Below are 19,461 nucleotides of genomic sequence, written 5' to 3' on the forward strand. Positions count from 1 at the left end.
TAGTCTTTTATGCCATATTTCATATACTTCATAAATAAAAAAGGCAGAACCAGAGTTCTGCCATAAATAATCATTATTTATCTTACAACTTCAATATCCACCTTTGCTCTAAATAAAATTTTAAGGAATTGAAATATTCTCTTTCTAATCTATAGTTATACCTATTCTGTTCGAGTTTCAGCTAAATATATTCCCCATTCAGCTAATTCTTCAGGCAAATCATAAACAGTTTTTCCATTACTTTCATAGATTTCAGAGATTCCTGGGGAGGTCTTAGAAAAAGTTTTCCAAGCTGTCACTAGTTCTTCAACAAATTGAATATTATGAGGCTCAAAAAAGTCATTAAATTTCGATAGTTCTTTACTATAAATTGTCACAACATTATAGCTATCAAGCATGATCTCATCATGACTTTTATGACCACCAAATCCAAACTGACTAAGTCCATCATTAATAAGCAAATCACCGTATCTAATCAACAGTGCTAGGCATTCCTCTCTTGAACAACCATCAATATAATAAACATCCTTATGGGATTCCTTGATAATATTCTTTGCTATCACTTTTTCTCTATCAATACTGACAGGCAATTCCAAAATAAAAAACAAGGGCTCGTCATGAATCGCAATAAAATGTTGAAAAACCTCTAATATTTTTTCTGCGTGTACATTCGCCATCAAATGATGTTCAGTTAACTTTGTAAATGATTCAAACAGGTTTTCTATCAAGCTAACTTGGTGTCCTTTTACTAAATTCAACATTATGCGTCCTCCAGAGAATTTAAACAATATCCACATTTATAATTTCATTATATCATTAAACCCCTAAAAAGACTGCAACTTCCCAGTCACAGTCTCTTATAAATCTACCTCAATTCCTTCAAGGAAAGTTATTACAATTTGTCCAGCTTCTGAAATAGATTGATAGCATGTCAGACTATAGTATCCAGAAGCCATACTTGAACTATTACTCTGATTCTTACCCTCTATTCGATTAGAGAAGCTACCTTCACGCTTTTCATTCTCCCTTTCGTTTAAAGGTTTCTAATTTTTTACAAGCAGTGATACCGCCTCAACGTGGGTTTTAGAGGACTAAATGGAGTCTGAATTGCCTGATAGAGATGTAGTATTGATTAAGCAATCAACAAATTATGTACAAAACAAAAATAAAGTACACTGCTTAATGAGTGTACTTTATCCTTCTAATTCAGTTTTATCAATGGTTTAGCTCTAGTTAAGTCGATTAGTTAAATGAATTTAGACTATTGCTTTTTATAACGACTATAAATTGTATGCTCAATGTTATAATTTATCTTCCGAATCTACTTCTTCATAATTTATCGGAATTAAAGCAACTTCACTGCTTAGAGTAGATTGTTTTTCATTTTCACTTATTTGAATGGCATTTTTGAGTGAAAAAATAACTTCTCTTACAAGATTTAATAAATCTAATGTACACTCTTGAAGTTCAAATTCAGTTAGATACAGTCTAGTTTCATTATTATCTTCACTTCCATCAATAAAATTCAATGTAATATTAGTAAACCTATGCTCTAAATAATTTCTAATAGTTTTTAATAGCTTTGCGTGTGGATTTGCTGTCAAAGAATTATTACCATTATCAAAATCTTTCGATATCCAAAATATAGATGATAGACCAATATTCTTATCCAACAACTTACCTAAATTGCTATCTGTTCTCCAAATTGAATGAAAATTTACTTGTCGAGTCTTAATTTTTAAAGAATAATATTCATTTATAAACATTCCTACTTTATCTAATAATGAATATAGTGTTTTAAAAGCTGCTTTTAATCCTTCTACTCGGATAGAATATTGTACGTATTCTAGACAATCAATAAGATCAACATTCTCATCAGCATAATGAACCGAATCAATTTCAATGCTATTAAAACAGAGATAACGCGCATAAACATATTCTTGCTTAATTTGATTAAACATAGAAATATATTTGTTTAAATCTTTATCCGATTGAAATAATAAACTTGGTAGTAAAAGATTATCATCATATCTATTTATATCGTCAGCTTGTAAGTCATTAAGTGGATTAAGATACAGCCCGTTATTCCAACACCATTCGCGATACTTTTGTGAATTAGGATTATAATCGATGGTTTTACAAGAGCATTCATCTAAGTCTTTATAATTAAGATATTGTTCGTAAAGTTCAATAAATCGCTTTTCTGCATAATCAACTCTGTTTGGATCTGAAACAGTTATGCTTGTTTCTATTAAATTTTTAATTTTTTTAATAAAGTGGAGGTGTTCGTTATCATTCAAAAAATTACGATAATGATCTAGACAAATAGCCAAGTTACCACTAGCCATTGTGAATCTTGGATTGATTTGTATACATTTACAATACATCTTAATAGCTAACTGCTTTCTACCACAAGCATCTAATAAATTTGCGTAATTAGTGTAAAGTGAACATAATAATGGGAAAACAAACCTACTGTTCTCAGAATTTATATCAACGTTATTTGAAATTTCTATAGCTTTTCTTAAGTAATAAATTTGTTGAACTGTAAAATCGGTATCTATGTTGAAAACTAAGTTATCACTTAGTTCAAATATATCAGCGTATGCTGTCCCAATAGAATAAAATAATTGAATTTTGGAAATATCATCAATAGTGTTTTCCATATTTTTTCCAAATTCTATTAGTCTATAGATTTCCTCTATATTTTTATGTTTAAAAGCATTATCGAAATCCATTGACAATTTAAGTACACTATGATTAATTGGATTATTTGTTAACATCTTCACCCCAAACTAAATATCTCGATTTTAAATTTGATTTTCCTTTATTTTCCTGTTCTTCAACTAACATATCAGATAAAAACTCTTTTATCATGTCCCAATTAAAATTCTCTTTAAATCCTCTACTACCATCAGAAGGAACATTTAATGAAAATGTTGCAAATACGGTTTCACAAGTTCTTCTTGGAAATTTTGCTAAGTAAGAATCAAAAAATGAATTTGAATACCTATAATGATGGCTATGAATAAAGTCTTTCCATGTATTTAGCATAGTCTCTTCGTCTATAATATCTATTACGGAAACTTCTTCAAGTGGTCGGTCTTCAATATTTCCCCATGCTTTTTTCATTAAATTAACAGCATCTACATCACTTTTAGGAGCACTGTATCCAAAAATAGTTAACATATATGAATGATCAACAAAGTAATCTAATGCTTTCCAACACCAATTTATGTATCCATCGGAAGAATAGTCTTTGTTTTTTACGGGATACAATAATTTTGTTGGATTTAATTTTTTATAACATGTTGGGCAATAGTAATCTACTGTTCCAAACTCAGTATGTTCTTCACAAAAACCGACAGCTACATTCCCATGTAAACAAAGAATTTGTGGCAGGTTCAGAGTAATTTTTGAACAGCGAACATAAGCTTGTATAAGTAAAGGGTCCCAATTAAACGTAGCTATGCAATCTTTATTAGTTAAACTTAATATTAAAAGATCATAAATTGTTGGTTCATCAGGTAACTCCAACGAAGCAAAATAATCATAGAGTCTTTCTTCTAGCTTCCTAACTATTTCAGAGCACTCTTCTCTCTCAAATAATTCTGAATAGATATCTTCCAAATTTTCGCTCTTTGTCTGTAATTCAATACCGGCAAGAATTTCTTCTAAATTAAGTTTTTTTAGCAATCCATTCATAACTGAAGAGCTTTTCCCATTTTTATCACCATCTGGAATTGCTGCAATAGTAGCACCAGCGCCTAGAATAACTGTATGCGATCTCATCTCATTTCTCCTGAAAGTCTTTTGACACTATTATACCACTGTATCTACTTTATCTATGCTTCAAATACTATTATTATAGCCATAAATATTTTAAATAAAATGTACAATTGAACCGTCACTCCTTCTACTGTTACTTGAGTAAAAAATGTACAAATCAATTTCTTAGATTTGATTATATGATGCACTATAAAACATACAAAATACCACTCTAGAATAATGTACAAAATAAAAATAAAGTACACTCATTAAAGAATGTACTTTATGCTTCTAATTCAGTTGTATCAATGGTTTAGCTCTAGTTTAGTCAATTGTACATAAATTTTTAGTTTTTATAGGACTGTTTTGTATCCCTTTCTATACTAGATCCCTTTTAAACACAAAACAATCAGCAAATCTCATGGATTTACTGATTGTTTTTCTTTTCTAACTTATTTTTCTACATATCGAAATGGAATCTTGCTACCACAGAGCCAATTATAGACTCGATCATTGACTTGAACATTCATAGCTTCGTGGGCATATTCTGGCATGATTAAATGCTCTTTTGGACCTTCTAATCGATTATAAATGGCAAACTGCGTTTCAGGATAACAGACATCATCATCTAGACCTGTAATCATGTGAACCTGTCCTTTGATACGATGGGCAAAATTTTTCACATCAATATAGGCCAAAGTCTGCATCAAACGATCTTCCGTTTCATGGAATGGATCATGGAACTTGAAATAACGGAAAAGCTCGTCATAGGCCTCACTGGTATTTCCGATCTCTAATACCCGTCTGAAATCCGATAAGAATGGATAAATGGCGACTGTTCGTTGGATTCGGGGATTTAATCCAGCAGCAATCAGGGCCAGGGCACCACCTTGAGAGGCTCCGTAGCTGGCAAGTTTGCTGTCATCTACTTGAGGAAGGTTGGCTACAATTTCAATTAACTGGTAAAGGTCTAAGTAGATATCTTTATAAAAGAGCTGGTCCGGACCTTCCACGGCTCCACGGATAATCTGTCCTTTTACCGTATTCCCAAGTGGTGAGCGATCTCCGTCCGTTGAATAGCCTGATTGCCCTCTTACGTCCATAGATACAACACCATAGCCAGCTACTGTATAAGCCAGCATGTCGGACCAATCCCAACAACGGCCCATATAGCCGTGAAAATGGAAAACAACGGGAACCTTTTGATCCGTTTTTGGGAGGATCATTCTTGAATAGACAAGGCCATTTCTGGTTCCTTTAAAGGTTAATTCATAACAAATCACATTTGGAATGCTGAAATCTCGTTCTTCGAGCTTGTATTCTGGCAGTTCAGTAATCTTTGCTAGGGCTTGATTCCAAAAAGCATCAAAATCTGCGGGAACCTCATCCCGTCCCTTGTAATCTTTCATTGTTTCTAATAATTTGGGATCTTTCATAAAATCCTCCTTAAGCATGTGTAATCGCTACCAAAAATGTACCATATTTACTTAAGGATTGCAAGAGACAAATAAAAATTACATAACCGAAATTATGTAATTTAATTATAGATTCAAAAATAGACTTAATTGTTTCACTAGATCTGGATTAGTGGGTAAAGCTGAATGATGAGCCTTACGACCGTTTAAATTCACTTCTGTATAGGCCTGATTGTCAAAAATAGATTGTGCTGCTTGTGCGCTAGAAAGAGGGACGATGCCATCTGATTTTCCAGCAAAGCTACCGACAAAATTAAGGACTTGTACTTCTTTTCCCAGGCGATGCTTCCATTTTTGAAAATCGTCAAACATTTCTTGATTGAATTGGTAAGGACTGCCAATAATAGCCAACTTGCTGACGGTTACCTTCTTTTTCTCTAAAAAGCCACTTTCCAATAAACCAGTCAAAACCAGTCCACCATTAGAATGCCCTACTGCCTTGAACTCTGAAAAATGATAGTGATCAAGAAGGTAGGTTAGAGCTATCTTAAGGGATTCAACTTGCTGCTTGATATTGCTGTAGCCATCTCGATTGTTCTCAAAGCCAATCACAATCATCGGATTCGGCTCTTTCGTATTCAGTCTTCCTTCCATCTCTATAGACTCATCTTTGTTGACTTTTATTTTTAAAAGACTTTGCTTTTTTCTAGAAAATCGATGGAGCATGCGGATGGTTCCATTGAATCGCTGGATACTGGCTGAACTCCCAGGTACAAAGATAATCGGTCTGATCGGAGGTTTCTTTGACCCTTTTGGGAATTCAAAGGGCTTGCTGTGCGAAGAAAACAATCTTGCAAAGAAACGAATGACTTGTTGAAATAGTTTTTTTAACATGTTTTCTCTAGTAGTAGTTTCTAAAAGAACCCAGAACAGTGTGTTCCAGGCCCATATTAGAAACGATTATTTCCGTTTTTTCTTATTCTTGCGCATTTGTTTGGCCATCTTGTTCATCGCCCGTTTCATCATAAATTCGCCGGCTTTTCCTTTGAGACCACCACCAAACATTTGGCTCATATCAGGCATTCCAGCGCCTCCACCAAGAGCTGACAAGTCAGGCATGCCACCTTGTCCCATCATACCTTCGAGGGCAGACATATCAGGCATTCCACCAGGCATATTCTTCGGCATGTTATTTGGATTAAGCCCCATTTGTTTCATCATCTTGTTCATATCGCCAGAGAGGACGCCTTGCATCATCTGTTTGGCTTGGTTAAAGTCCTTGATGAATTTATTGACTTCGACAAAGCTATTTCCTGAACCAGCAGCAATCCGACGTCGACGGCTTGGATTCAAGAGATCTGGATTTTCCCGTTCAGCTGGGGTCATGGATGATACGATCGCACGTTTGCGAGCAATTTCTCGTTCATCAACCTTGAGGTTCTTCATAGCTGGGTTGTTGGCCATACCTGGAAGCATCTTGAGCAGATCTTCCATTGGTCCCATATTTTGAACCTGGTCTAATTGATCGATGAAGTCATTGAAATCGAAGGTATTTTCCCGCATTTTTTCAGCGAGTTCAAGAGAGCGTTTCTCATCGTATTCTTGAGAAGCCTTCTCGATCAGCGTCAGCATATCCCCCATACCGAGGATCCGACCAGACATACGGTCTGGGTGGAAGGTTTCGATATCAGTGATTTTTTCACCAGTACCAGTGAATTTGATTGGCTTCCCAGTAATCTGACGGACAGAAAGGGCTGCACCACCACGGGTATCCCCATCGATCTTGGTCAAGATGACCCCGGTCACTTCGAGCTGTTCATTGAACTCACGCGCCACATTGGCTGCCTCTTGACCAATCATAGCATCGACAACCAAGAGGATTTCATTTGGCTCGGCAAGGGCTTTGACATCCCGCAACTCGCCCATGAGTTTTTCATCGATTTGCAGGCGACCAGCCGTATCGATCAAGACATAGTCATTGTGGTTGGCTCTTGCTTGCTCCAAACCTTGACGAACGATCTCTACTGCAGGGACTTCTGTACCAAGTGAGAAGACAGGGACATTGATCTGTTGACCAAGGGTCTTCAACTGGTCAATGGCTGCTGGACGATAAATATCGGCCGCAATCATCAAAGGACGTGCGTTTTCTTCCTTGACCAATTTGTTAGCTAATTTCCCCGCAAAGGTTGTTTTACCAGCCCCTTGAAGACCGACCATCATAATAATGGTTGGAATCTTTGGAGATTTGATAATTTCTGCTGTTTCTGAACCTAAAATCGCTGTCAATTCTTCATCAACAATCTTCACGATTTGTTGGGCAGGGTTGAGGGTTTCGATGACTTCATGCCCTACAGCCCGTTCGCGGACCCGTTTGATGAAGTCTTTTACAACAGGAAGGGCAACGTCGGCCTCTAAGAGGGCTATACGAATCTCTTTGGTTGCCTCTTGGACATCCGCTTCAGAGATTTTCCCTTTCTTACGAAGATTTTTAAAGACGTTTTGTAAACGTTCGGTTAAACTTTCAAATGCCATTATTTTCTCCTATTTTTTCAATTCAGTGGAAATCGTTCGAAATGTTGCAAACATTCTAGTTCTTCGGGTGTGACTTCTTTCATGATTTCATTTGGATATCCCCAACAGCTAAAACCTATTTGCATAGCTTTGGAGATATCATTGGGCGAGATAATCTGTAGTCGAGTAGGAAATACTTCCTCTGCTACTAATAGTTTGCAAGGTATTCCTTGATAAATGACGAGACTGCCCATAATCACTCCCGATTGTCAATGCTTGATAAAATTTCAACCTGCTCTTGTAGAAAAGTATCTTCCGGATAGCGTTCTAAAATCTGATCAAAAATCTGGCTGCGTACAATGTAGTCCGAGTACATGTGCAATTTCATCTCATAATCCTCTAGGATTTTCTCCGTCCGCTTGATATTATCATAAACAGCTTGACGGCTCACTCCAAACTCTTCTGCAATCTCAGCCAAGCTGTAGTCATCTGCGTAATAAAGCTCGATGTAGTTCATCTGCTTGTCCGTCAAGAGCGCTGCATAAAACTCAAAGAGCGCATTCATTCGGTTGGTTTTCTCAATTTCCATACCTTTCATTATATCAAAAAAGCCCGCTAAAGACTAGCGGGACTTGATGCTTTTTGAGCTTGAAGTAAGAGGATTCATCATTAAAGTTTCAGTGCCAACATATTGACCGTCATCCCTGCTGCAGTTCCCATCAAGAAGATGGTATCTCCTTCCTTCACATAGCCATGATCCAGTGCATAGGCTAGGCCGAAAGGCACGGCTACCGAAACCATATTTCCATAATCACTGACAATATTGAGGTACTTGTCTTTGCTAACTCCCAATTTATCCATGACGAGTGGCAAAGCGCGACTTGCTTGGTGGGGAATAATATAGTCTACAGCATCTTTAGAAATGCCTGATTTTTCTTGGAATTTTTGGAACATTTCTGGAATAACACGGGCAGAAAGCAAAAGAATTTTCTTCCCTTTCATGTCAAACATGAAATCAGTCTTGGTTGCTTCAGAGTACAATTTCGGATGATAAGCTGTCAAACCACCACGAATTTCGGTATCGTGGGCTCCCTCAGACCAGGTACGTTGCATACTGGCAATGATTCCTTTATCTTCCTTTGTTGCTTCAAAAATAAAGGCTGCAGCGCCATCGCTAAACAGTTCAAAGCTTTCTTTTTGTTTGGGATTAAGCCCTAGGCTTCCTACTTCACTGGATACAATCAGAACCCGTTGGTATTCACCACCTTCAATCAGATAAGAAACAGTGCTCAAAGCTGATACAAAACTGGTACAAGTGGTATTGATATCCATAGCAGGAATCGTCAGTCCCTTGGCCACGCGCTCATGTATAAGAGCTGCTGTACAAGGAATGGGCTGAACACCAACCGCACTAGCAGAAATCAGGCAGTCGATGTCTGTCATATCAAGTCCTGCATGTTTTAAAGCTGCCTCAATCGCACGCGCTGCAAGATCAATCTGTGTTTCTTCTCCTTCTTTCACGCGGTAACGAGTCTGGTCTTTGAAAGTTACTGTATGAGCTGGAAGCGCTGTTCCATAGCCTTTAATTTGCAAATGTCTTTTTACGGTAGTCATAGGATTCTCCTTTTATTGAAGTCGTTGAACACGTTTTAATTTACGTGTTGAGTCCCATTGGTAATCGATAAATAGAATACTTGGGAGAATGAATTGTTTTTGCTGAGCTAAGAGTTCAAATTGAGTAAAGATCGCTTGCTCCATAGACTCTGTCCGGTGACTCAAGGCAATGGTAATGGATCCATCTGCCAACTGAGTTACTTGATAGTCCTGAATATTTTCGACAAAGAGAATGCACCGTCGAATAAAATCCGGATAGATCATCTGGCTACTGCCATCTTCTTTTTTGAAATAGAAGATATCATCTGATCGTCCTTCGATCTTTGCGATTCGAGTAAAGATGGAGCCACAAGGACAAGGGGACTTTTCTTCCACCAGAATATCATTGAGTCGGTAGCGATAGATGGGTTGACTCGTTCGTTTGAAATCCGTAATAATCGGATAAAAGCGGCTATCATCAAGATACTCTTTTTCGACATACAAAATATCTTCGTTAAAATGTAGATTGCCTTCTGAACAGGTACAAGCTAAAAATCCCTCTGTCGCTTGGTAGACCTGATCAACCTTCTCTAGTTGAAAAGCTTTGGCGATGGTCTGAGCATCTCGATCTTCTAGGATCTCTGCGACAGAGACAACCTTGACAGGTTGAATCTCAAGTTGCTGATTGCTGACATAGTTAGCTAACTCAATCAAGGTCGAAGCTGGTGCGACTACAATGGTTGGTTGATAGTCTTTGAGACGCTCTAAATGCTCCTTGCTATCCTTGAAAATATCAAAATATTCCAATCGGATAAGGCCTGAATTAATGGTTTGATAGAGTTCATTGTCCGCTCGTAAGAAAAAGGCAATGCGATGACCAAAGAGTTTTCCTTTTGGCAGCATCTTGGCTAAGATCGCTGCAGCCCACATGCTTCTTTCTTTTTCTGTGGTGACAAAAACTCCTCGGTGGCCTGAAGTCCCAGAAGACAAGCCTACTGCTAATTCTCCATTCATCTCAGTAAAATCTCGCGTCTGTTCTCCGCGAATCGCCATTTCTAAAGCCTGATCTCGATCCACCCCTAGGGTATTGAGTTCATTGAAATGTGTCATCATGAAGGTTTTATCCATTGTTCCAAAGGATTCGGGAGAATGGGTTTGAAAATAGGGAGATTGAGAAGTGATAAATGCATGGTAGCGTGCCAATTGCTTATCTTGGTATCGCTTCAAGGCCTCTTTTGAACGGAATCGGTGGCACCATCTGGTTTCAATAAAGGTTTTCAGAAAGACTGTTTTTTTCATTTAAAATCCTTTCAATCCGTTCTTGCGGGTCGTGGCTGACAACAACTTGAATACCCTCTTGCAAGAGTGTTTCCAGCAAATCAGCTCCTTTAAGATAAGCCTTCTTATCATCCTGAACCAAGGAAGGAATCAGTCGCATTTGCCATGAGTAAGGCAAGAGGTCTACTCCCCAAGAAAGATCTGCTCCAATAAAGAGCTTGAGCTCATCCAGATAAAGACAGCCTTGCCCTCTCGCATGCCCATCGATGGACGAAACAAGAATGCTCCCATCCCCAAAAAGATCCGCAGTCGGGCGGTAAGGGAAAGCAGGATGCCTTTGATTTGCTTTGAGACAAGTCACCCGATCCTTGAAATCAGCTGGCAAAAACTCTTTAAAAATTAGATCTTTAAATTTCGGTTTTTGGTACACCTCATAGACTTCCTGACTGACAAAGAAATGAGCATTTGGAAAAAGGGCTGCTCCACCGAGATGATCAGGGTGCAAATGAGAAAGAATCACATAAGTAATTTCTGCTGGATCAATCCCACGCTCTTGCAATAAATAATCGATCTGGTCTTCTTTTTTCATCTGCATTGGGGTGGCTAGACGGTACCAGAAATACCGAGCTTTTTTCTTAATCTCGTAGTGATAGCCGGTATCGTACAAAATATAGCCTTTTTCACGGTGATGAATCAAAAAGACACCTGCTGGAAATTGCATTTTTTCATTCGGAATCCCTTTAAATAAGAGACCAGAATGACTACTACAATAGCCTGCTGGGAAATAATCAATGCGCTTAATCATGTTGGACATAGTTGTCAATCCCTTCTTCAATGGTCATTTTTGGATAGTAGCCAAGTTCTGTTTGGGCCTTTTGAATATCGAGAGTTTGGCTATATCGAAGGAGATAATAGGTATAGCGAGTCAACGGGGGTTCAGCTTTCAGATGAAAGAATCGATACACCCCTTCAAGGCTATAAGCCACACCTGCTACAAGACCTGCTGGAATTTTCCGATAGCGAATCGGCTCTCCCAATCCTTTTAGTGTGGTTTCGATCAAATACTTAAAGGTCTTTGGTTCCCCATTTGTAATATTATATACTTGTCCGTGAGCTTCTTTTGCTTCCAGAGCCAAGCGAATGGCTAGGGCGACATTTTCCACACAGGTCATATCCATGAGCTGCTCTCCTCCTCGAATCAAAGGAATTCCAATTTTTCGACTGAGGCGTAAGACACGAGGTAAAATACTGGTATCCCCCACACCAAATAATCCTCTAGGACGCAAGATGATACTTGGCACATCCGGATAGTCAGAAAAAAGTTTTTCAGACGCCAATTTACTTCGGATGTAATTGTTGAGGTGATTTTCTGTTGGAGCATCGCTTTCCTTGATGTTTAATTGGTCTTTTCCAGCTGCGTAAATACTGGGAGAAGATACGTAAACCAAGCGTTTTACCGCATATTCACGGCACAAGTCAAGGACATTTTGAGTACCAACTACATTCGCCTGATAGAAGGCCTTCCAAGGTCCCCAGGCAGTGGATAAAGCTCCAGCGTGAACCACAGCATCAACAGACTGAAAGGCTTGTTTTAATTCCTCAATAGAGCTCAAATCCCCTTTCACAAATTGAACGCGCTCACTTTCCATAGCCTTACCAATTTTTTCGTTTCGGCCAAAGGCTACAATGGAATAATCGTGAGCCAACAACTCATCGATCACATATTTTCCAAGGAAGCCAGTCGCACCTGTTACAAGAATTTTCATAGTTTCCCATCCGTTCCACGTCTTAATAATCGTTGAATCTCAAACTCCAAGGTATCCAACGGCTTGTAGGTTTTTGAAAGTTTGTTTAGTCTTTCTAACTTTTCCCAAGATTCTTTTTCTAATAGAGCCTTAAAACCTGCTTGAATCTCTTCGGTGCGATTGCGATGAGCTTGAAAAGCAATTCCTGCTTCTACTCCTCGAATCGCATAGTCAAATTGGTCATAATCATGTGGCAAGATCAAGGCTGGTTTTTTAAATTCAATACACTGATAAAAGATTCCAGCTCCTCCATGGTGAATGACATAGTCCATCTGCGGAATATATTCTTTGTAAGGTAGATAAGAGACGACCGTCACATTTGGCGCTACTTCTTCTTCAGAGAATTTCTTTGCCCCATCTCCTAAGGTGACGAAAAAGTGGCATTCTGGATGGTCTTTGGCCAACTGCTGGGTTTGCTGGAGCAAGTTCTCTTTTGCCCAAGGCAACTGGGTTCCACATGTCACGAGTACCTTCGTCTTGTCCTCGTAAGGACTGAGATCTAAAGGATAATCTTCTGCTTTTTCAATAGAAGTCCCCAAAGGGCCAAGCCAGGCATATTGATGAGGGAAGTGTGTTTTCAACTCCAGCTCCATCATACCAATTCCAAAGATAGCATAAGGAGAGTAGATGGTCTCCACTCCATTTTGATTGTACAACTTGAAATTGTAACGTTTTAAGCGTTTGCATAAGAGGAAAGCGCCACAGTATTTTCCAATGCGCGTGAGTTTACGGCATAGTGCCTGTATCTTCTCTTCCTTCTTCGTGCGCGCGACTCCCATCCCTCCGAAGAAGCAAGGAGGACCATAAGGAGTTTCGATTACAAATTGGGTTGCCATTGTGGTAATCCAAGGAATTTCTAACTCTTCTGCCACAAAGCCAGCTGATAGAGTGATAAAATCAGCAATGACAATATCTGGACGATTGACGCACCACTCCTCTAGCAATTGATCTGATACATGATTAATCAAATCAAGACTTTTGGACAATTGCCGATAAGCTGAAAAGAGATTGAGTTTCTTATCGTTATTCGCCGCACGTTCAAATTCTTCTACTTTGTCCTCTAGAATCGGAACGACAGTGAAGCCAAGACTTTCTGTAACGGCCTTTTTCTGAGGTCCTGTGAAAACCCGGATCTCCATCGAAGGATCATCTAATAAGGGTTTAACGAGATTTAAAGTTGGGTACAGATGCCCACTCAAGGGAACAGCTACCACATCGATTTTAATTTTTTTCATTTTTTCCTGCCTTATATCTTTTTTTAGATCTAAAACTAGCTTCTATCTATTAATTCGTAAAAAAATCAAAAATTGAAGAAAAAATAAAAATTTTTTAAATTTTTTTAAATCTTTTATTTTTGACCGTACTATCACTATTTAGAAAGAATGACTTCAACCAAAAAAAAGCTCCCAAATGCCAAAGAGAGAAAGTCTCCCAAACATTTGAAGAGTTTTTTTATTACTGTGAATTGCGAGCTTAGTTATTTTCCAAATAAAATTCGAACCGCTCACCGACATACTGACTTTTTACATACTCAAAAGCCGTCCCATCTTCAAAATAGGAAACCTGTGTCAGACCTAAAATAGCCTGTCCTTTTGAAATCTGTAAATAGTCCGCAATCTTATCTTTGGCTAATCGAGCATAGATTGTCTGATGCGATTTTCCAATCTTATAGCCATGACGTTCCAAGGTTTGGAAGAAATGGCTGGTAACCTCTTCGCGATTGAAATTCTTAATAAATTTCTCTGGAATAGAGGCCACTTCATAAACAACAGGGATCCCATCAGCATACCGGACCCGCTCCATCCGAATGATGGTTTCGGTCTTATCGATGCCCAATTTGTCCACTTCTTGGAGGCTAGGAATGGTTTTCCGGTAAGAAATCACTTGACTAGAAGGTTCCTTGCCTTGCGATTTCATAATTTCTGTAAAACTGGTTGTGCCTCGCATTTTTTCTTGGACGCGCGTGCTGGTAATAAAGGTGCCACTTCCTACTCGTCTTTCAAGCACTCCTTCTTCAACCAGAAGGGTAATGGCCTGACGAAGCGTCATCCGACTCACTTGAAATTTCTCAGCTAGATCGCGTTCGCTGGGAAGACGCTCCCCGATTTTCCATATTTTTTGATCAATCTCAGACTTAATCTGATCATGGATTTGAATGTAAGCTGGAATCATAACCTTGCTCTTTCTCTGTGTTATCTCTATTGTAGCGTAAAATTCCTAATTCTTCAATCAGAGATTGGTAAAGACAAGGCTTTTGTGTTAGAATAGAGGAAAGTAAATTTCTTTAAGAAGGGGATAAGATGACAAACCTATCAACTGATTTGCATGATGTTGAAAAAATCATCGTGCTTGACTACGGTAGCCAATACAATCAGCTTATTTCACGTCGGATTCGTGAAATTGGAGTCTTCTCAGAGTTGAAGAGCCATAAGATTTCTGCTGATGAAGTTCGTGCAATCAATCCAGTTGGGATCGTTCTTTCAGGTGGACCAAACTCTGTATACGAGGAAGGTTCTTTTGATATCGATCCTGAAATTTTTGAACTCGGTATTCCAATTCTTGGAATCTGTTACGGGATGCAATTGTTAACCCATAAATTGGGTGGGAAGGTCGTTCCTGCAGGTGATGCTGGTAACCGCGAATACGGTCAATCTGAATTGACTTTGACAGAATCTTCTGCTCTTTTTGCCGGCACACCAGACAAACAATTGGTATTGATGAGCCACGGGGATGCTGTTACAGAAATTCCGGCTGACTTTATCCGCACTGGTACTTCTGCTGACTGTCCATTTGCATCGATTGAAAATCCAGACAAGAAAATCTACGGAATCCAATTCCATCCTGAGGTTCGTCACTCTGTTCACGGTTATGACATCTTGCGTAACTTTGCCTTGAACATCTGTGGGGCTAAAGGTGACTGGACCATGGACAACTTCATTGACATGCAGATCAAAAAAATCCGTGAAACCGTCGGAGACAAACGTGTCCTTCTTGGTCTTTCAGGTGGTGTTGACTCTTCTGTTGTTGGGGTTCTCCTTCAAAAAGCCATCGGCGACCAATTGATCTGTATCTTTGTAGACCACGGTCTTCTTCGTAAAGGGGAAGCCGATCAAGTGATGGATATGCTTGGTGGCAAGTTTGGTTTGAACATTGTCAAAGCAGATGCTGCTAAACGTTTCCTTGATAAATTGGCTGGTGTGTCTGATCCTGAGAAAAAACGGAAGATCATCGGTAATGAGTTTGTATATGTCTTTGATGACGAAGCAAGTAAACTCAAAGATGTGAAATTCTTGGCACAAGGAACTCTCTACACTGACGTGATCGAGTCTGGTACGGATACTGCTCAAACCATCAAGTCTCACCACAATGTGGGTGGACTTCCAGAAGATATGCAGTTTGAACTCATCGAGCCACTCAACACTCTTTATAAAGATGAAGTTCGTGCACTTGGTACTGAGCTTGGTATGCCAGACCACATCGTATGGCGCCAACCATTCCCAGGACCAGGTCTTGCTATCCGTGTTATGGGAGAAATCACTGAAGAAAAACTCGAAACCGTTCGTGAATCTGACGCTATCCTCCGTGAAGAAATCGCCAAAGCTGGTCTTGACCGCGATATCTGGCAATACTTCACAGTCAACACTGGCGTTCGTTCAGTAGGGGTTATGGGAGATGGCCGTACTTACGACTACACGATTGCCATTCGTGCTATCACTTCTATCGATGGAATGACAGCTGACTTTGCGAAGATTCCATGGGAAGTCCTCCAAAAAATCTCAGTCCGTATCGTAAACGAAGTTGACCACGTCAACCGCATCGTCTACGATATCACAAGCAAACCACCTGCAACTGTAGAGTGGGAATAAAAAAAAGGTCCAGGGGACCTTTTTTTCACGAGCCAAAAATTAGCAAAGCGAGTTTTAAGGTCCAGGGGACCTTTTTTTCACGAGCCAAAAATTAGCAAAGCGAGTTTTAAGGTCCAGGGGACCTTTTTTTCACGAGCCAAAAATTAGCAAAGCGAGTTTTAAGGTCCAGGGGACCTTTTTTTCACGAGCCAAAAATTAGCAAAGCGAGTTTTAAGGTCCAGGGGACCTTTTTTTCACGAGCCAAAAATTAGCAAAGCGAGTTTTAAGGTCCAGGGGACCTTTTTTTCACTAGCTTAAAATTAGAATTTAGCAACCCTAAAAATGTCTTATAAAATATAAGAATCATTAAACACACAAAAAGCACTCTGACTTATTGTCTGCAGTGCTTTCGTGCTATTTTTAGCCAACTAAACCACTAAAGAATTTGACAATGGCATTCCAGATGGCTCCGAAGAAGCCAGCAATGGCATTCCACGCATTTGTGAAGAAGTTTCCACTGTCTTTTAGAATAGCATTTGTATCAAAATTGAGATTGATATTATTAAAGGTATCGCCTGCCTTGTCTACGATACTATCTTTCAAGTCCGACAAGGTTTTAGTAAAGCTTTTGCTACTGATAACACTACTCTTTGAGAGGTTGACTGCGAAATTCACGATCAAATTAATCTGATCACCTGTCACAGTTGTATCCAGCTTATAATTTTTCAGGATTTCTTCGACGATCTTTCGAATATCATCCTTGCTTAAATCCTGATTGTTCTGTTTGGCATTGGCTACTGCTGTTTTAATGTCGGTCAATGCTACGTTTAACTTATCCGCATCGAAGTTTTTCTTACCCGCGTTTTCTTCATTGATTCCGGATAGAGTCTTTAACTCTTCTTGGGCTAGATCCTTGCTTTCTTGAGAAACTTTGGCACCATTTTTCTCAAGCGAGTAATAGATCCCAGCCAAGGCACTTTCTCCGGTCACTTGGATAGGGGAAGCTACTGTAATTTGAGCATGCTCCAATCCAAGTGTAACGGCTGCATTACGATACATATCTGCAGTGACCTTGGTGATATTTTGAGGTGTCACGATATTGACTTCTAGTGGCTTATTTTTGCCTAATTTTTGAATTTTGACAGAGGAATAAAGTTCCAAACTATCATCGTTGGCAACGTTCATAATCGAAGAATAAACCTCTGGTGTCATGGTCTTCCACTCCTCTTTATCTTTCGAACTATCGTAGTTCAAGAGACTTAAGGTTTGTTCGATTTGACTTTGGTCCAGCGAATAGCCCAAAACATAGTCTGGCTTGACATAGGTTTCATCAATGACTTTCTGCACATTGCTATCTGCGGAAACTCGCGGGATAGCGGTAAACAAGGCCAAAGTCGTCGTTACAAACAATGCAATCTTCTTTAATTTCATCTTTTTCTTCTTTCTAACTCAAATCAACTCTGGGCATCTCATATTACCTTTTTCACCTCACTAGAGATGAAAAAAGAAGTAAATAAAGAGATTACCCACTTCGATTTTCATTATACAGTTGATTTCTTAAAACTAGCTTACAGTTCTTTTAAGAATGCATGACATTTTTATTATCCCTCAAAATCGGAGGCAGAACTGATCAGCTAAAAAAAGAGCCAATCGGCTCTCTGGAAAATGATTAAAACCATGAAAATAACTTCATAATCGTCATATTGGTTTCTACCAAACGGGAATAATAAATATTGCCACCATTAATGTAGAGTTCCATCCCGTTTAAAAGAGAGATAGGGTGGAGGTAAAGATAAGTTTCACCAGTTACATTGCCAAGACTTGGCGCTACCACATCCCGCGAATAAGCGCGGGCCAACTCTAAGGAATTTGTTCCACCGTGTTTTGCGACGTAATCGATGTAGTCTTTCCCAAAATTATAGGCTTGAACTGCAGTCCAGCTATCAACGCCTTTTTTCTTAGCTTCTTTTAACTCATCTGAAAGAGTTTGAATTCCTTGGCGAATACTGGCCTTATTATCACTAATAGTATTGGTCTCACCACTTGCACTCTCACTCGCCTGCATGACATCGTCTTCTCTGCCTTTGGTCTCAGTATAGATCATAGCAAGAATGAGATTTTCATTGGCCGTGGTGTCCTCTTCAGCAAGGACTTCTCTAACCAGGGAGCGGTACTGCATGACTTGTTTGACGTCATGGTGGATCTGAACCCCCTTGTAGATTCCAAATATTAGTAAGATGAATAAGAAGATCTTCACTATACGTTTAATCATTATTTACTCTGTATATCCTCAATATTTTTGATCAAAATAGAATAGGTTCCGTTCTCGTTTAGAATAAATTCAACAGATTCGGCATCTTCATAGACATTATTCGGAACGATCAGTTCAATTCCATTTGACAATGACAATTTCTGATTTTCGAACTTCTTCAACTGGCGACTTGCATCAATCTCTTCAAAGGTGACAGGCTCTGGTACAGCTTCTTTAACTTGGTCAATAAAACTCAAGCGAGCAGTCAGATTGTCATCGAAGAGATCATCCGCTAATTTCTCAGGAGAGAGTTTATTTTCTTCCTCAATATGGTTAAAAATAGCTGATTTAACCTTTGATTGAAATTGAAAATCATCTGTGTTGAAGCTTTCCGCAATCTTCTGGGCTGTTTTTTCTAGTGCCTTGATCGATTTTTTAGGAGAGATCTTGGGTTGCGTCTGCAACAGATTCTCAGAAAAATAGTTCAAGAAAGTCCCGTTGTACTTGATCCGTTTTTCAATCAAGTGGTATTTGCGACTTTGAAGATTGATGACCAAGGCCTCATCAGCACCAGTGCCAAAACCAGGTAGATTATTTTGCGTCAGCTTAATCGGATTATCCACTTCACCACCAAGATGCGTCAGGGTTTCCCGTAAGGCAATCCGAAGAAAGGCAAAATGGTCCACCCCTTCTTTTGAGAATTGAATGAACACCAAATCGTTGGTTTTTTGATTCTCAGAGACGACAAATTCTTCCTTCCAACGATTCGCTACTGCTACCGAAGTTTCTAATAGGTCATCTGAAATCATCTCAAGAAAAGGATTGTCCTCTTCGAAAATACCGGTCCTGGCTTCATCAGAGTAGACCCGTTCAATCTTCTTACGCAAGTATTCCTCGATTTTAGGTGTGATATTGAGAAATTTATCTGCTAGATAGAGATCGGTATCGTCAGGGCTAAATTGATGAATGATGGCTTTTTTTACGTAAATATCCAT

18 protein-coding genes are annotated in these 19,461 nt (G+C 39.0%); 1 reads left to right on the forward strand and 17 read right to left on the reverse strand.

Annotated elements, in window-relative coordinates; all coding sequences use genetic code 11:
- Positions 1 to 161: 161 nt before the first annotated feature.
- From AC6IZR_RS05795 to AC6IZR_RS05860, 14 genes are all read right to left on the reverse strand, one after another.
- Positions 162 to 761, reverse strand: coding sequence for a hypothetical protein (locus tag AC6IZR_RS05795; RefSeq protein ID WP_490220078.1), 600 nt, complete (start codon positions 759 to 761; stop codon positions 162 to 164).
- A 540-nt stretch (positions 762 to 1,301) separates the two neighbouring features.
- Entirely contained in the window at positions 1,302 to 2,783 is a 1,482-nt protein-coding gene (locus tag AC6IZR_RS05800) for an LA2681 family HEPN domain-containing protein (protein ID WP_497848226.1), read from the reverse strand.
- Positions 2,770 to 3,792 (reverse strand): hypothetical protein, encoded by a 1,023-nt coding sequence (locus AC6IZR_RS05805; RefSeq protein ID WP_490220077.1) that lies wholly within the window; start codon positions 3,790 to 3,792, stop codon positions 2,770 to 2,772. Before AC6IZR_RS05805 ends, AC6IZR_RS05800 begins: the two co-directional genes overlap by 14 nt.
- Before the next feature lie 428 nt (positions 3,793 to 4,220).
- Complete coding sequence (locus AC6IZR_RS05810; RefSeq protein WP_497848227.1) at positions 4,221 to 5,204, reverse strand: acetylxylan esterase; 984 nt, start codon at positions 5,202 to 5,204, stop codon at positions 4,221 to 4,223.
- A 105-nt stretch (positions 5,205 to 5,309) separates the two neighbouring features.
- Positions 5,310 to 6,077 (reverse strand): alpha/beta hydrolase, encoded by a 768-nt coding sequence (locus AC6IZR_RS05815; protein ID WP_070665792.1) that lies wholly within the window; start codon positions 6,075 to 6,077, stop codon positions 5,310 to 5,312.
- Between the two features lie 66 nt (positions 6,078 to 6,143).
- Complete coding sequence (ffh, locus tag AC6IZR_RS05820) at positions 6,144 to 7,715, reverse strand: signal recognition particle protein (RefSeq protein WP_070586205.1); 1,572 nt, start codon at positions 7,713 to 7,715, stop codon at positions 6,144 to 6,146.
- A gap of 17 nt (positions 7,716 to 7,732) precedes the next feature.
- Positions 7,733 to 7,948 (reverse strand): hypothetical protein, encoded by a 216-nt coding sequence (locus tag AC6IZR_RS05825; RefSeq protein ID WP_031573261.1) that lies wholly within the window; start codon positions 7,946 to 7,948, stop codon positions 7,733 to 7,735.
- Positions 7,949 to 7,950: 2 nt separating this feature from the next.
- Positions 7,951 to 8,283 carry a putative DNA-binding protein gene (locus AC6IZR_RS05830; protein WP_003001435.1) on the reverse strand — a complete coding sequence of 111 codons (333 nt, stop codon included), beginning with the start codon at positions 8,281 to 8,283 and terminating at the stop codon, positions 7,951 to 7,953.
- Between the two features lie 80 nt (positions 8,284 to 8,363).
- A complete protein-coding gene (locus tag AC6IZR_RS05835) occupies positions 8,364 to 9,308 on the reverse strand; it encodes a 3-oxoacyl-[acyl-carrier-protein] synthase III C-terminal domain-containing protein (RefSeq protein WP_070586204.1) in 945 nt (314 codons plus the stop codon).
- Between the two features lie 12 nt (positions 9,309 to 9,320).
- Positions 9,321 to 10,586, reverse strand: coding sequence for a F390 synthetase-related protein (locus AC6IZR_RS05840; protein ID WP_497848228.1), 1,266 nt, complete (start codon positions 10,584 to 10,586; stop codon positions 9,321 to 9,323).
- A complete protein-coding gene (locus AC6IZR_RS05845) occupies positions 10,552 to 11,379 on the reverse strand; it encodes an MBL fold metallo-hydrolase (protein ID WP_497848229.1) in 828 nt (275 codons plus the stop codon). The genes AC6IZR_RS05840 and AC6IZR_RS05845 overlap by 35 nt, the downstream gene beginning before the upstream one ends.
- A complete protein-coding gene (locus AC6IZR_RS05850; RefSeq protein ID WP_070586201.1) occupies positions 11,363 to 12,331 on the reverse strand; it encodes an NAD-dependent epimerase/dehydratase family protein in 969 nt (322 codons plus the stop codon). The genes AC6IZR_RS05845 and AC6IZR_RS05850 overlap by 17 nt, the downstream gene beginning before the upstream one ends.
- Positions 12,328 to 13,605: a glycosyltransferase gene (locus AC6IZR_RS05855; protein WP_497848230.1), complete on the reverse strand. Its 1,278-nt coding sequence runs from the start codon at positions 13,603 to 13,605 to the stop codon at positions 12,328 to 12,330. The genes AC6IZR_RS05850 and AC6IZR_RS05855 overlap by 4 nt, the downstream gene beginning before the upstream one ends.
- Before the next feature lie 238 nt (positions 13,606 to 13,843).
- Positions 13,844 to 14,542, reverse strand: a complete 699-nt coding sequence (locus AC6IZR_RS05860; RefSeq protein WP_003016564.1) for a GntR family transcriptional regulator — start codon at positions 14,540 to 14,542, stop codon at positions 13,844 to 13,846.
- 128 nt (positions 14,543 to 14,670) lie between these two features.
- On the opposite strand from AC6IZR_RS05860, the gene guaA reads away from it, so the two are divergent.
- Complete coding sequence (gene guaA, locus AC6IZR_RS05865) at positions 14,671 to 16,236, forward strand: glutamine-hydrolyzing GMP synthase (protein ID WP_003012033.1); 1,566 nt, start codon at positions 14,671 to 14,673, stop codon at positions 16,234 to 16,236.
- Positions 16,237 to 16,635: 399 nt separating this feature from the next.
- On the opposite strand, the gene AC6IZR_RS05870 is transcribed toward guaA, so the two are convergent.
- From AC6IZR_RS05870 to AC6IZR_RS05880, 3 genes are all read right to left on the reverse strand, one after another.
- Positions 16,636 to 17,646: a DUF1002 domain-containing protein gene (locus tag AC6IZR_RS05870; protein ID WP_070586199.1), complete on the reverse strand. Its 1,011-nt coding sequence runs from the start codon at positions 17,644 to 17,646 to the stop codon at positions 16,636 to 16,638.
- A gap of 238 nt (positions 17,647 to 17,884) precedes the next feature.
- Positions 17,885 to 18,487 (reverse strand): lysozyme family protein, encoded by a 603-nt coding sequence (locus AC6IZR_RS05875; protein ID WP_023918108.1) that lies wholly within the window; start codon positions 18,485 to 18,487, stop codon positions 17,885 to 17,887.
- Positions 18,487 to 19,461 carry a nucleoid-associated protein gene (locus AC6IZR_RS05880; protein WP_070586198.1) on the reverse strand — a complete coding sequence of 325 codons (975 nt, stop codon included), beginning with the start codon at positions 19,459 to 19,461 and terminating at the stop codon, positions 18,487 to 18,489. Before AC6IZR_RS05880 ends, AC6IZR_RS05875 begins: the two co-directional genes overlap by 1 nt.

The organism is Streptococcus mobilis (genome assembly GCF_059727625.1).